Below are 13,768 nucleotides of genomic sequence, written 5' to 3' on the forward strand. Positions count from 1 at the left end.
AGATGCAAATTTGCAGAACGACTGAATCGCCATCAGGCGCAATGACCAAGTTATGACTACTACTCATGCTTGGGGCTGTATTTGAGAATAGGCCCGGCATTCAACATGAGAATTCGGAGATTTTGCCCGCGACCCGCGAAAGGAAACGTGACCTCGGGCGCTTGCCGCGCGCCAAAGCTGCGGATCATTTATGAGGTTTGAACATGAACGATCTACAAGAACTGATCGATAACAACGCACGTTGGGCCAATGCAATTAAGCAGGAAGATCCTGATTTTTTCGCCAAGCTGGCACGTCAGCAAACCCCCGAATACCTCTGGATCGGTTGTTCGGATGCGCGAGTGCCTGCCAACGAAATCGTAGGCATGCTCCCGGGCGATTTGTTCGTACATCGCAACGTGGCCAACGTGGTGCTGCACACCGACCTTAACTGCCTGTCGGTGATTCAGTACGCGGTCGATGTGCTCAAGGTCAAACACATTCTCGTGACCGGTCACTATGGCTGCGGCGGTGTGCGTGCTTCGATGCAGGATCGCCAAATGGGCCTGATCGATGGCTGGCTGCGTTCGATTCGCGACCTGTACTACGAGAAACGCGTGGAGCTGGGCCAGTTTACGACAGAAGAAGAGCGTGTCGACCGGCTGTGTGAGTTGAACGTGATCCAGCAAGTGGCCAACGTCGGCCATACCAGTATTGTCCAGAACGCCTGGCACCGCGGCCAGAGCCTGTCGATCCATGGTTGCATCTATGGTATCAAGGATGGCCGCTGGAAGAGCTTGAACGCAACCATCAGCGGCCTTGAGCAACTGCCGCCGCAATATCGCCTGCGGTCGATCGACTGAGTCGACCTAAGTTGCTTCATCCTGTCTCCAAAAGGGACGGGCGATCGACGGGCCCGGTCGCTCAAGTAGTCTTGGTCTGAGTTGCAGTTTGTGCAACTGCTGGTCAGTGCGAATGCAAATACCTGGTCAACGAGAACGCAACCAGGTGGTCAATACAATGCCATTTCCCATATGCAGCATCGACGCTGATTCACGGATCCGAAATCACGAGGCGCTGAGCCTGAGGGGGGAGAAGGAGGTCAATAATCGTGGATGATGGGAAAACGGGGGGGAATGTTGCAGACTTCACATGTGACAAGCCGGCCATGATGGCCGGCTTGGGGCAAATATATGATTGATTAGACGGTATCTGGTTTTAAAGCGCCATATGGCATAACAAGGGAGTCTGTTTTCTCGGTGACTGGGTAAGAGCTCGCGGCCCCCCAGAAATAAATCGCAGTCGAGAAAATCGCAAGGATAGAAATGACGGTTGCTTCGCTTACTTTCCCAGGCCCGCATGCCCAGGTAAGTCCCATCATTCCGGCGTAATAAACAACTAACCAAAGTGAAGATCTGATTTCTCTTGGCATCGTAGAACGTGTACTGCTTACTGACTTAAGCGCCAACTGCACGATAAAGATCAAGATCTGCAAGCCTGCCAACCAGGAGATGACGTCCCATCCTGACCACAACACCAGCAAGCTAGCGACGAAGAACGACAACGGCCCAAGCAAAAAAAGCGCTTTTACCTTGAATGGCCGAGTGAACTTCCGTTCCCGCAATGCCGCAACCGAAATTGGAGCGATTGCGTAGCTAAGCACGAGCGCTGCTGAAACGACGCTGATCAATTTTTCCCAGGATGGGAAAGGCAGCGTCCAGGCGACTGAGAGTGCAAATGCCAACCACAATGCCCGACGCGGGATGCCTGACTTTGGGTCAACCTTAGCAAAAGCATTAAGCAGAGTTGTCGATCCTGCCCAACCACAAGCGATCCGTGACGTGGAGTTCATGAAGATGTTGCCACAACCTGTTGGGGACACGACGGCATCAGCAACCACAATAGTCGCAAGCCATACTGCTCCCAGCAGCAACGCAATGTCACGGAAGGGGAGTGGAAGCTTGCTACCCAAATCACTCCAGCCATTGGCCAGCATCTCAGTGGGCAAGCTGCCCAGGAAGGCTATTTGTAAAAGCAAATAGATGACGGCTGAGCAAGCGATGGAGAGCATGAGAGCCAGTGGAATATTGCGTTGAGGATTTTTAACCTCGCTTGCCGCTGAGATGATTGGAGTCAATCCGAGGTATGCGAAAATAATGCCGCCTGCGGATATCGCAGCGCCAATACCTTCAACACCATTTGGAGCGAATCCAGACTGAGTCAGGTTGTCACTGTTGAAATGTCGGAATAGCACCACAACGACGCAGATGGGCACTATAAATTTGAAAAGACTGATGATGTTGTTGGCGAGGGCGAACGATTTGATGCTGAAGTAGTTCGTCAACATGAACAAACAAAGCAAGCAAAATTGAACCATCCACCCTAGCATTGTCGGTGAGCTTGACCCCACCTCGGTCAAAGATGGAAACCATGCGCTTGCGTATTGTCTTGCTGCTACTACCTCGATCGCTACGACGCTGGAGTAAGCAACGAGTGTGATAAACCCCATCATGTATCCCAGCATTGGGCCATGGCTGATGATCGGGTACTGCAATATCCCGCCAGTGGTTGGCATCGCCGCCCCAAGCTCACAGTACATGAGACCCAGGAGAAACACGGCAGCAGCACCAATTATCCAAGAGATGATGCCCGCGGGCCCGGCAATGGCTGCAACGTGGCTTGATGCGAATAGCCAACCAGAACCGAATGTAGCCCCCAGTCCTATAAGTGTGAGATCCAGTAGGGATAATTTGCGTTTGAGATTATTGAGGTTTGACATTCTTTTCTTCCATTCGAAAGCGTGAACAAACAGCGGCCACGCACGAGTTGTGACACATCATTGGCGCACAGCGTTAGAGGTAGGACGGTAAGGACAGCTTGTATCTGGGCGGGACGAACCCGCTTTGTAATCAACTGAGCTTTTTCTTGTTGTTGGATCAGTCAGATTTCCGCGGTAAGCGGGATCTTCGAGTGGAATGGTCAGTCTATCCGCGACTTTTGGCGACGGCTTGCAGGAATACGGTCAGTTAGCCGCTGGTTTCTGCATAGTGCAGGCCAAGTCATCAGGGGCCGAACCTTTTAAAAGAGTAGTTTCCCTGAGCAAAGTCATCGTTGTTAGCCCAAAATATGCTCGTATATTGAGTGGGCTCCGAAGGAAACTATTTAAAACTAACGATTGAATATTTTTTCGGTGAACGGGGGCATCGGAAAATGTGAATGCGCGAAAAAACAGACCGTTAACTTTTGGAGATAGGATTGAAGCTGCTTCGTGTCTGTGACGCTAGGGGTAGACTTTAATGCCCCCTAAGTAACCACAGTGGCCGAGTTTCCCTCGTTGGAGTCCAACGATGATGGCCCGCTCACCGGAGCAGTTTTCGACACAAAATCATAAGACGGGAAGTGATCATGCAGCTCAAAGACTCCAGTTTATTTCGTCAGCAAGCCTATGTAGATGGCGTGTGGGTTGACGCCGACAGTGGCCAGACGATCAAGGTGAACAATCCAGCCACCAATGAGATTCTTGGCACTGTGCCTAAAATGGGCGCAGCAGAAACTCGGCGTGCCATTGAGGCTGCAAACCGCGCACTTCCAGCCTGGAGTGCTCTGACTGCCAAAGAGCGTTCAAGTAAATTGCGGGCCTGGTTTGAGCTGATTATTGCAAATCAAGACGATCTCGCTCGTTTGATGACGCTGGAGCAGGGCAAGCCTTTGTCTGAAGCTAAAGGGGAGGTTGTTTATTCGGCCTCCTTCCTTGAGTGGTTTGCTGAGGAAGCGAAACGAATTTATGGCGATGTGATCCCTGGCCACCAACCGGACAAGCGATTGATCGTTTTAAAGCAGCCCATCGGCGTTACTGCAGCCATTACACCCTGGAACTTTCCGTCGGCGATGATTACTCGCAAGGCTGGCCCTGCACTGGCCGCCGGTTGCACCATGGTGCTCAAACCCGCTTCTCAAACCCCCTATTCAGCACTCGCTTTAGCGGCACTCGCAGAACGAGCAGGAATTCCTGCTGGTGTATTCAGCGTGGTCACCGGGAGCGCTGGCGATATCGGCTCAGAGCTGACCAGCAATCCGATCGTGCGTAAGCTTTCGTTCACTGGCTCCACCGAAATTGGCCGGCAGTTGTTGGGTGAGTGTGCCAAGGACATCAAGAAGGTTTCTCTTGAGTTGGGCGGTAATGCACCGTTTATTGTGTTCGATGATGCCGATCTTGATAAAGCCGTTGAGGGGGCGATCATTTCCAAGTATCGCAACAACGGGCAAACCTGTGTGTGCGCCAACCGGATCTACGTACAGGACGCTATTTATGATGCCTTCGCAGAAAAGCTAAAAGCAGGAGTGGCTAAGCTGAAGGTTGGTAACGGTATGGATTTGGGTACGACCACTGGGCCAATGATTGACGAAAAAGCTGTGGCGAAGATCAAAGAGCACATCGCTGACGCAGTGAGTAAGGGGGCCAGGATTCTTTCGGGTGGGAACGGCTTGGAGGGTAATTTCTTCGAGCCAACTATTTTGATTGATGTGCCCACGAATGCTGCCGTAGCCAAGGAGGAGACCTTCGGGCCACTGGCGCCGCTGTTCCGTTTCAAAGACGAAGCCGAAGTCATTGCGATGGCTAACGACACAGAGTACGGCTTGGCTTCTTACTTCTACGCACAAAATATGAGTCGAGTGTTCCGCGTTGCTGAAGCACTCGAGTATGGGATGGTTGGCATCAACACAGGACTGATCTCTAACGAAGTTGCCCCATTTGGCGGTGTTAAAGCCTCCGGGTTGGGACGAGAAGGTTCCAAATACGGCATTGAAGACTACCTGGAAATCAAATACCTGTGCCTTAGCGTCTAGTTCCAATACTCGGCCAATGAGCCAGCACGATGTTAGTTCTACTGCGTCGTGCTGAGCGACACATGAGGCTGATTTTCAGCCTCGATAGCGTATCCAGTAATGAACTATCGGGAAAACGGTGTCTTCTGGACGTTATAAACCCTGTTGTAGCTGTCGAGACCAACGTTTCATGAATATGATCGATGCAACTATCTGTCTACTTCTGGCGGCCAAGATTCACGGGACGGATCAAGCGCTCAGGGACACGGCCAAGAGTCTTGTCAAGAAATTGCCCAGAAGCTCTAGGGGTATGATGTTTGCCGTTATAAATAGCAAAAAACCGATGGTGCTGCTGTCGCGCATTGTTGAAGATGTACCTGTCCCAGAGTTAAGTCCCGCGACGGACGCTGATGCGAGCGCCCAGGCAGAGGGAAATGCAAATTAGCCGGCGGTGTTTTCCATGGCAACCCATGAGTTATTTGAAGTATCCAATGGCGTCACAGAAGTGTTGATCGACCGTCTGGAATCACCGAAAGCGGTTGCGTTGATCGCCCACCCCCATCCGTTACTGGGGGGTAATGCTAATCACAAAGTCCCCTTCACGATGATGCGTGCCGCTAACGCGCTAGGTGTGAGTGTCTATCGTCCAAATTTCCGAGGTGTCGGGAAATCATCAGGTCAATATGATGGTGGAGTTCTTGAGACTCAGGACATCATCGATCTGACCAACCTGCTGCGCGAAAAGGAGGGTAGGTTACCCTTCATTCTGATGGGATTTTCCTTTGGTGCCTTCATTGCCGCAAGGGTAGAGCAGGCATTGGCACAGGCCTCTCTATCCAGTGATGACGTCATTCTCTGTGGGCTTCCAGATGGCGAGGTTCCTGGCAAGAGACACTACGCAACACCGGTAGTCGCTGGAGCATGTTTGATACACGGGGAGTTGGACGAGAGCGCTCCGCTGTCGCAAGCTCTCCGGTGGGCTGAGCGGAGTAACGCGTCAGTAAGAGTCGTACCAGGTGCGGATCATTTTTTCACTGGGCGCCTGGATATGCTCGCAACTTTGGTCTCTGAAAGGATCAAGTCAAAGATGTAACCGAAACTCAGTCTACGTTTGGGCAAGTCATCTTCTCATCGTAAAGACAAGTCATATGTGCACGGCACTCTACCTCAGCGAATGTAGTGCGTGGGTACAGGCAGTGCACACAAGACCGGATACTTAAGAGAATCTCACCTTCATCGCTGAGCATTCAGATTGATTGAAGCCATCGCGAGTATCCGTTGCGCGCGGATCAGCACTGGCGCGTCGACCATCTGCCCATCAATTTGAAAGGCGCCACGACCGTGTGCGCCGGCGTCAACGACCCGTTGCGCCCAAGCCAACATTTCTGCACCCGGGGTCAGCGCCCGATGGATCACTGGAATTTGCTTGGGGTGGATACACATAGCGCCAGCGAAGCCCATTTCATGGGCGTGACAGATAGCGTGATGCAGACCTTCCAAGTCATCAATGCCTGGGTAGACACCATCCAGCGGCGGCAGCAAGTCGGCGTCCCGTGAGCGCAGCAACAACTCAACGCGTGCTTGATCGAGTACGAACTGAGCTGAGGGTGAGTCAATCTTCAGGTTCAAATCCAACCCATAATCCAATGCACCAAATGCCAGGCGTTGAACACCCTGTCCGGCAGCGATTTCAGCGAGTTTTAAAACCCCGCGTGCACTTTCTATGATTGGCCATATCGGTTTGTCAGTGACAGCAACAGCGGCGACCTGAGCCGCACATTCAGCCTTTGGCAACAGCACTCCGGCAATGCCCGATTGCTGTTGGCAGAACACGATATCAGCGGCATGTTCAGGGTGCTCGGGAGCATTAATTCGCACCCAGACCGATGCTTGTGTTTCGGCCTGCAGAAATGCCGCGAGATTGTCCCGTGCCTGACGCTTGAGGGATTCTTCGACGGCGTCTTCAAAATCGACGATAACTGCATCGGCACCCGCGGCCAGTGCTTTGGCAAAGCGTTCAGGGCGGCTACCAGGCACAAAGAGTGCGGAGCGAATGGTGGAACCGGACATGGAAGGCTTCCTTTTTTGTCATTGTTTAGCGGTTGGATTGCTTCATTGACCTCTGTTAGAGCCAGCTTGTTGGCGAGGCTTTATCGGACACACTGCGTCTGGCCTCGCGTCAACAAGTCGACTCCTAAAAGAGATCGTCGGAGGGGCTGGTCTCAGATGACCCCCGCTGCCTGCAATCGCGCCTGATCTTCGTCGGAGAAGCCCAACTCAGCGAGTATTCCCGTGTTGTGTTCTCCCAATCCCGGCACCGAGTCCATACGCGGGGTGAAGGATGCATTCCGGCCAGGTGGCAAAAGCGCGGGTAATTTGCCGGCGGGGCTGTCGATTTCACGCCAACTGTCGCGGGCTTTGAGTTGTGGGTGATCCCACACACCTTGCATATCGTTGACCCGAGCGCTGGCAATTTGCGCGGATTCTAGTCGGGCCACTACTTCGTCGACGCTCAGTTGCGAAAAACCTTCAACAATGATCTGGCGTAGCACTTCGCGGTTGGCCGAACGTTTGAAGTTCGCCGAGAAGCGTTCATCAGTCGCCAGTGCCGCATCCAGCAGCACTTTTTCGCAGAACAGTGCCCACTCACGCTCGTTCTGCAACCCAAGCATCACGGTATCGCCGCCTTTGGTAGGGAAGGGGCCGTACGGGTAAATCGTCGCATGAGAAGCACCTGCACGAGGCGGCGGCGCGGCGCCCTCGAACCCGTAGTACATCGGGTAACCCATCCACTCCACCAGGCTATCGAGCATGCTCACATCAATGCGACTGCCAACCCCGGTTTTATCGCGCAGCATCAACGCGGACAAAACTCCGGTGTAGGCATACATGCCGGCAGCGATATCAGCGATGGAGCAACCAGCCTTAGCCATCTCATCTTCACCCGGCCCGCCTGTCACAGAGAGAAACCCGCCCTCGCTTTGAATCAACAGGTCGTAGGCTTTTTTCTTCTCATAGGGGCCGCCTTCGCCATAGCCTGAAATGTCACAGACAATCAGGCGAGGAAAACGCTCCTGCAACGCTTCAAACGACAAGCCCATCCGCGCCGAGGCACCCGGCGCCAGGTTCTGAACCAGCACGTCGGCTTTTTCAAGAAGCCCCATAAGGATGTCTCCTGCCTCGCCCTGTTTCAGATCAAGGGTAAGGCTTTCCTTGGAGCGATTGGCCCAGACAAAATGCGATGCCAGACCGTTTACCCGTTCATCATATCCTCGGGCAAAATCACCGCTGCCAGGGCGCTCGATCTTCACCACGCGAGCACCGAGGTCGGCCAGTTGCCGGGTACAGAACGGTGCAGCAATCGCGTGTTCGAGGCTGATAACAGTGATGCCGTCCAGTGGACGCAAGTTATTCTGGGTGGTCATTTTTTGTACCTCGGATGATGCCACACGTGTAGGAACTGCCTTAGGCGGCACGACCGATTTCCGGCCGATCACAGCCTATGGCAGCGCTTGCATGGGCTGTCTTCTAGTTCAGGTTATTCAGGGCGGTGGCATCGCGCAGCTGCCAGACCTGTTGTATCAAGGCTTTGCCCTGGTCAACTGTTCGCGCTCCCGAGAAGGCCAGAAGACGCTGGAATTTGTCTTCCAGTTCAGGCCTAGACAGAGTGTTGCCCGGATCGCCCTTGGGTTCGTCAATGGCTGCTGACAACGTGCGACCGTCTGTAGTGGTGACGATCACTCGCCCCAGCCAACGAGCCGGATAGGCGCCATCAACTTCGCTGTCGAGTTCCATGCTGACTTTTTCGCGAAACGCGGCCACAGCAGGGTCGGTCAGCGCCTGTTGCTCAAACTCGATTAATTGAGCGCTGCCATGTACAGCAATTAAACCCAGCACAGCGCCCATGGAAAACTTGGCCTGGTGCACGGTTTGTGGAACGACTACGCGACCTAGCACGTCGATGGCTGCTTGGTGAACAAGGGTTCTGACTTTGGCGATCTGCTCGTGATGCAGGTCTTCGCGTTGCATCAGGTGCAATAGGGCGTCGGCCGCAGGATGGGTGTGACGGCAAGACGCGTGGAATTTGAACGAGGTTTCAGCCAGTGCCCAACGCGTACCCAGGCGGTCAGATAACTTCTCAGGGACAGAGTCGCGGGACATTCCGGCGGCCAAACCTTGGTCACCTTCGAGAATATTGCGCGCGCCGGTCAGACCATCGAGAGTCATATACGCAGCGAGCAAGCCATCAGCCGCCGCCTTAGCCGTGTGCAGTTGTTTGGAGTCTGCTGCGTCGCGCAAAAACTCCCACAGCCCGGCAGCCTGAGTACCAGCGCTACCCAGCACATTGATAAATTTCTCTGTATCGAAATCAAGCAACTTACCAACGGCGACCGCTGCCGCCAGCGTGCCGACGGTGGCAGTGGTGTGAAATATCGTGTAATGCGAACGACCCAAGAATTCGCCGATGCGGATACCCGCTTCATAGCCGGCAACTGACGCCAGCAGCAAGTCGCGTCCGGACTTACCCAAGTCTTGAGCGGCCGCCAATACTGCAGGAAACACTACAGTGGCCGGGTGCAGCACCGAACTGTTGTGTAGATCATCCTGCTCAACTAAATGCGACGACGCAGCGTTCACGAATGCAGCGAAATACGCAGATGTCCCACGGCCGTTGACCAGGATTTTCGATGGGCCATCGCTAGGCCCCATACGCTGCGCATAACGCTCGAACAGCGGGATCGGGTGCGAGCCTTGGCTGGCCAGCGCAGAGCCAAGCCAGTCAAGAAACAGGTCTTCCGTCCGGTCGAGAACAGAGTTGGGAATGTCGTCGTATTTCAGCTTGGCCAGGAAACCGGCCAGGGCTTGGGTATGGCTCATTATTGCGTCCTCAGAAGCTGCGCGGCAGTTCGAGCAAGTGCTCGGCGACATACGAAAGAATCAGGTTGGTAGAGATCGGCGCGACTTGATAAAGGCGCGTTTCGCGGAACTTGCGCTCGACGTCGTATTCGCAAGCAAACCCAAAGCCACCGTGGGTTTGCAGGCAGGCGTTGGCCGCTTCCCAGGAGGCTTTCGCTGCCAGATACTTGGCCATGTTGGCGCTGGCTCCAGCGTTGATACCGCTGTCGTATTCCTCACAAGCACGCCAGCGCATCAGGTCGGCTGCTTCGATTTCGATGTGCGCTTCAGCGATGGGGAACTGCACGCCCTGGTTCTGCCCGATCGGACGCCCGAACACCACACGGTCGCGGGCATAAGCGCTGGCCTTTTCGATGAACCAACGACCGTCGCCAATGCACTCTGCGGCGATCAAGGTACGTTCGGCGTTCAGACCGTCGAGGATGTACCGGAAACCCTTGCCTTCTTCGCCAATCAAGCTACTGGCAGGGATCTCCAGGTTGTCGAAGAACAACTCGTTGGTCTCGTGGTTGACCATGTTGGCGATCGGTTGCACGGTGAGACCGTTACCAATGGCTTCGCGCAGATCGACCAGGAAGATCGACATGCCTTCGGACTTCTTCTTCACTTCTGCCAATGGTGTGGTACGCGCTAGCAGGATCATCAGATCGGAATGCTGAATGCGTGAGATCCATACCTTCTGCCCGTTGATCACGTACTTGTCGCCGCGCTTGATTGCGGTGGTCTTTATCTTGGTGGTATCGGTGCCGGTGGTGGGCTCGGTCACACCCATCGATTGCAGGCGCAGTTCACCGTTGGCCAGTTTTGGCAGGTAGTAGCTTTTCTGCGCCTCGCTGCCGTGACGCAGCAAGGTGAACATGTTGTACATCTGCCCGTGAACGGTACCGGAGTTACCACCGCAGCGATTCACTTCCTCGAGAATTACTGAAGCTTCTGCCAGCCCGAGACCCGATCCGCCGTATTCTGTCGGGATCATCGCCGCCAACCAACCGGCGTCGGTCAGGGCCTTGACGAAGGTTTCCGGGAAGCCTTTTTCTTCGTCGATTTTGCGCCAGTAGGCAGCATCAAATTCGGCGCACAAGGCGCGCACGCCTTCGCGGATGGCATTCAGTTCTTCGTTGTCATTCGGGTTCATCATTAGGTTCTCATGGGTCAGGCAAGGACACATTTTTAAAAACTGGACGACGGTGTTAGTCGAACAGGACTTCAGCGCTTTGAGCGATTCCGGCATGGTTGCCAGCCCACAGCTGTGCTTTTCCGGGCTCGACAATTCGCCCGCCCACGTTGAAAGGCTGAGGTGCGATCAGAGGACGGACACCGCGATAGGAAAGGCGGCGAAGACGCGCATCGGGATTGGCGCGTGAAAATGCACGCAGGTTCAGGGTGGCGATCATCGGCCCGTGGACTACCAGTCCGGCGTAACCTTCGGTTTCGGTGACATAGGGGTAGTCGTAGTGAATACGGTGGCCGTTGAAGGTCACGGCGGAGTAGCGAAAAAGCAGCGTCGGTGTTGGCTCGATGCTTTCGTTCCAGTCACCCTCATCAAGCGCATGGCCGCAACTTTCCTTGGGTGGATTCGGTTCGCGATAAACGATGTCCTGTTCTTCGCGGATCGCCAAACGACCGTCTTGGGAGTACTCGTGGCGCACGGTGACGAACAACAGCGCGCCGGTGCGACCTATCTTTTCTTCGATATGGGTGATGGTCGACAAGCGATGGGCGTCAGCGCCGACTCGCAGCGGTTCGATAAACTCGATACGGCCACCGGCCCACATGCGGTTGCGGTTGTCAGCCGGGGGCAAGAATCCGCCGCGTGCTGGATGACCGTCCGTGCCGAGTTGGGACTCCGCCACTGGCTCCTGAAAGAAACACCACTGCCAAAGCGGCGGTAGTGCTGCGCCGTTAGCTGGAGTGTCTTCACCAAAGGTAGCGGCGATGCGCTTGATCAGATTTCGGCTCAAATGATCCTGAGCTTCTTCGGTGCGCCCCAGCCAAGCAGTAAAATCTGTATCACCCATGCGGGATACCCTCGCCAGTTATTGTTCTGAGAGGGATCATGCAAGGCGTTTGGTATTCTGAGAATTTGCATTTCCGTATACCAGCGTTCATGTATGCTGAACGCTCAGTGTTTTTTTGGAAACGATCATGCACTTCGATCTGGCCGACTTGCGCTTGTTTATCCACATAGGCGAATCACCAAGCCTGACCCAGGGGGCTCGCCGAGCGTTCCTGTCACCGGCGGCGGCCAGTGCCCGTATCAAAGCGTTGGAGAATCAACTCGATACACGTTTGTTGTACCGGGACAGCCGGGGTGTCGAGTTGACCCCAGCCGGACAACGCTTGCTCAAACATGCACGACTGATCATGCGTCAGGTGGATTATCTGAAGTCCGAGTTCAGCACCAACGATGCCGACTCGGCTGGGCATATACGGATTTTTGCCAACACCACGGCAGTCACCGAATTCCTTCCGGAAGTGTTGGCTGGCTTTCTGGCGAAGCGGCCTGCGGTGACGGTTGACCTGCAAGAGCGTATGTCGCGGGATATCGTGCGAGGGGTATTGGACGGCAGCACTGATATGGGGATTATCGCTGGGCCGGTGGAAGCTACGGGGCTACAGGTGATGCATTTCAGTACCGATCGACTGGTGTTGGTGGTGCCTGCGGGACACGCGTTGGCTGGGCCGAAACCGGTGAAGTTGAAACAAACGCTGGCGTTCCAGCACATTGGTTTGCATGAAGGTACCACGCTACTGAGCTTTCTACGTGACCACGTGGAGCGGCTCGGGCAGAACCTGTCTTTACGGATTCAGGTGTCGAGTTTCGAGGCGATCTGCCGGATGGTTGAGGCCGGGGTGGGGATCGGGATTATTCCCGAGTCTGCTGCGCTTCGGCACAGTCGTACCATGGAGCTTGAGATTGTTGAACTTGATGAGCCTTGGGCGATTCGCGAACGAAGTATTTTGGTCAGGGAGCTGGATGCGTTGCCGGGGGCTGTTCGGGCGTTAATTGCGACACTGATGCCTGCGGTTGCGGAGGAGGAAGGACTAACGCCATCGGATCCATCGTGAATGAATCACGTGATCACCGATTTCTACCTGATTGGTGTCAAGTCCTGGCTGACAAAGTGATTTTGGTTTGAGTACAAAAGGGCCCGAGAGGGCCTTTTTTATTAGTGCAGCGTTCAACAGATTTGCTACGCCGGTAGCGCTCTGAGCTGTAGCGCACTTCCTCCCGGCAGCCGGCCCTATCTCCGAGGTGCACGGTCGGTATTGATTTCAAATTGTGTCTATCAATTGGAAGTTTCAGTTCCAATGTCACGAATTACGTGGCTTTGAGTCTATTCATGAGCTGAGCTCATAGGCATATGTTGACTGAGTGGCCTAGTCGCTTTACCTCGTCGCAGCTAGATTCGCGCTAAGCCTATTAAGCAGGATCAGCCGATGGCTATCGAATGCGTCAATACTATTGAAATACGTCTTTTCGAGACCGCTGAATCGACTTTCGAAGAAACCGCCAAGTCTTGCATCGGAACACTTCAAGATTCCGCTGGGTGTCTCGACTACACCCTGACTCGAAGCACGCGAGAGGCCGGTCTTTGGTGGCTCACCGGCTATTGGGACAGTGAATCCAAAATGACCCTATCGTACGAAAGCGTGCCCATGATGCAGTTGCTCAACTGCCTGGTCGAAGAGGGCGCAAGCCTGAATTTCTGGAGCTTTGTTCCCCAGACGGCCGTAACTCATGGCGATTAACGCGCAGATGCTGCACGGCATCGATCTGAATAGCTTGCTGACGTTTTTGCTGGTTTACCACGAGCACAGTGTCAGCCGCGCCGCTCTTCGTCTCGATATCAGCCAGCCAGCCGTCAGCAACACGCTGGCCAAACTACGGATCTACTTTCGTGATCCGCTGTTCATTCGAGACGCCGGAGCCCTGGTTCCAACGCGACGAGCTCGAACTATTGCTGACGAACTCACGCCAGCGTTCATGCACATCGAAGTTGCTCTGGGACACTTCCAGTCGAAGAGCTGAACTGAATTCAAC

At 54.4% G+C, this 13,768-nt stretch carries 12 protein-coding genes and 1 pseudogene; 7 read left to right on the plus strand and 6 right to left on the minus strand.

Annotated elements, in window-relative coordinates:
- The first annotated feature begins 203 nt into the window (after positions 1-203).
- Positions 204-842, plus strand: a complete 639-nt coding sequence (gene can / locus AC1RPZ_RS00795) for a carbonate dehydratase (protein ID WP_493133840.1) — start codon at positions 204-206, stop codon at positions 840-842.
- Between the two features lie 338 nt (positions 843-1,180).
- Here the strand turns inward: can and AC1RPZ_RS00800 are convergent, their stop codons facing one another.
- The gene (locus AC1RPZ_RS00800) at positions 1,181-2,758 is read right to left on the minus strand and encodes an APC family permease (RefSeq protein ID WP_493133842.1); all 1,578 of its coding nucleotides are present in this window, start codon (positions 2,756-2,758) and stop codon (positions 1,181-1,183) included.
- Between the two features lie 626 nt (positions 2,759-3,384).
- Between AC1RPZ_RS00800 and gabD the strand changes: the two genes are divergently transcribed.
- The 3 genes and pseudogenes from gabD (at position 3,385) to AC1RPZ_RS00815 (ending at position 5,899) form a co-directional block, all read left to right on the plus strand.
- Entirely contained in the window at positions 3,385-4,827 is a 1,443-nt protein-coding gene (gene gabD, locus AC1RPZ_RS00805) for an NADP-dependent succinate-semialdehyde dehydrogenase (protein WP_493133844.1), read from the plus strand.
- A 169-nt stretch (positions 4,828-4,996) separates the two neighbouring features.
- Positions 4,997-5,182, plus strand: a pseudogene (locus tag AC1RPZ_RS00810) (DUF7740 domain-containing protein); the annotation flags it as partial.
- An 84-nt stretch (positions 5,183-5,266) separates the two neighbouring features.
- Positions 5,267-5,899: an alpha/beta hydrolase gene (locus tag AC1RPZ_RS00815; protein WP_493133846.1), complete on the plus strand. Its 633-nt coding sequence runs from the start codon at positions 5,267-5,269 to the stop codon at positions 5,897-5,899.
- A 140-nt stretch (positions 5,900-6,039) separates the two neighbouring features.
- On the opposite strand, the gene AC1RPZ_RS00820 is transcribed toward AC1RPZ_RS00815, so the two are convergent.
- The 5 genes from AC1RPZ_RS00820 to AC1RPZ_RS00840 all read right to left on the minus strand — a co-directional run bounded on the left by AC1RPZ_RS00820 (position 6,040) and on the right by AC1RPZ_RS00840 (position 11,741).
- Positions 6,040-6,876, minus strand: a complete 837-nt coding sequence (locus AC1RPZ_RS00820; RefSeq protein ID WP_493133848.1) for an HpcH/HpaI aldolase/citrate lyase family protein — start codon at positions 6,874-6,876, stop codon at positions 6,040-6,042.
- Positions 6,877-7,028: 152 nt separating this feature from the next.
- A complete protein-coding gene (locus AC1RPZ_RS00825) occupies positions 7,029-8,231 on the minus strand; it encodes a CaiB/BaiF CoA transferase family protein (RefSeq protein ID WP_493133850.1) in 1,203 nt (400 codons plus the stop codon).
- 103 nt (positions 8,232-8,334) lie between these two features.
- Positions 8,335-9,684 (minus strand): MmgE/PrpD family protein, encoded by a 1,350-nt coding sequence (locus AC1RPZ_RS00830; RefSeq protein WP_493133852.1) that lies wholly within the window; start codon positions 9,682-9,684, stop codon positions 8,335-8,337.
- Positions 9,685-9,694: 10 nt separating this feature from the next.
- Positions 9,695-10,858, minus strand: coding sequence for an acyl-CoA dehydrogenase family protein (locus AC1RPZ_RS00835; protein ID WP_493134765.1), 1,164 nt, complete (start codon positions 10,856-10,858; stop codon positions 9,695-9,697).
- A 55-nt stretch (positions 10,859-10,913) separates the two neighbouring features.
- Positions 10,914-11,741, minus strand: coding sequence for an HTD2 family dehydratase (locus AC1RPZ_RS00840; RefSeq protein WP_493133854.1), 828 nt, complete (start codon positions 11,739-11,741; stop codon positions 10,914-10,916).
- A 127-nt stretch (positions 11,742-11,868) separates the two neighbouring features.
- On the opposite strand from AC1RPZ_RS00840, the gene AC1RPZ_RS00845 reads away from it, so the two are divergent.
- The 3 genes from AC1RPZ_RS00845 (at position 11,869) to AC1RPZ_RS00855 (ending at position 13,756) form a co-directional block, all read left to right on the plus strand.
- Positions 11,869-12,792 carry a LysR family transcriptional regulator gene (locus tag AC1RPZ_RS00845; protein WP_493133856.1) on the plus strand — a complete coding sequence of 308 codons (924 nt, stop codon included), beginning with the start codon at positions 11,869-11,871 and terminating at the stop codon, positions 12,790-12,792.
- A 372-nt stretch (positions 12,793-13,164) separates the two neighbouring features.
- Complete coding sequence (locus AC1RPZ_RS00850; protein WP_493133858.1) at positions 13,165-13,476, plus strand: antibiotic biosynthesis monooxygenase family protein; 312 nt, start codon at positions 13,165-13,167, stop codon at positions 13,474-13,476.
- On the plus strand, positions 13,466-13,756 hold the full coding sequence (locus tag AC1RPZ_RS00855) for a LysR family transcriptional regulator (protein ID WP_493133860.1): 291 nt from the start codon (positions 13,466-13,468) through the stop codon (positions 13,754-13,756). Before AC1RPZ_RS00850 ends, AC1RPZ_RS00855 begins: the two co-directional genes overlap by 11 nt.
- The last annotated feature ends 12 nt before the right edge of the window (positions 13,757-13,768 follow it).

This window comes from Pseudomonas sp. GW822-FHT02D10, from assembly GCF_058802345.1.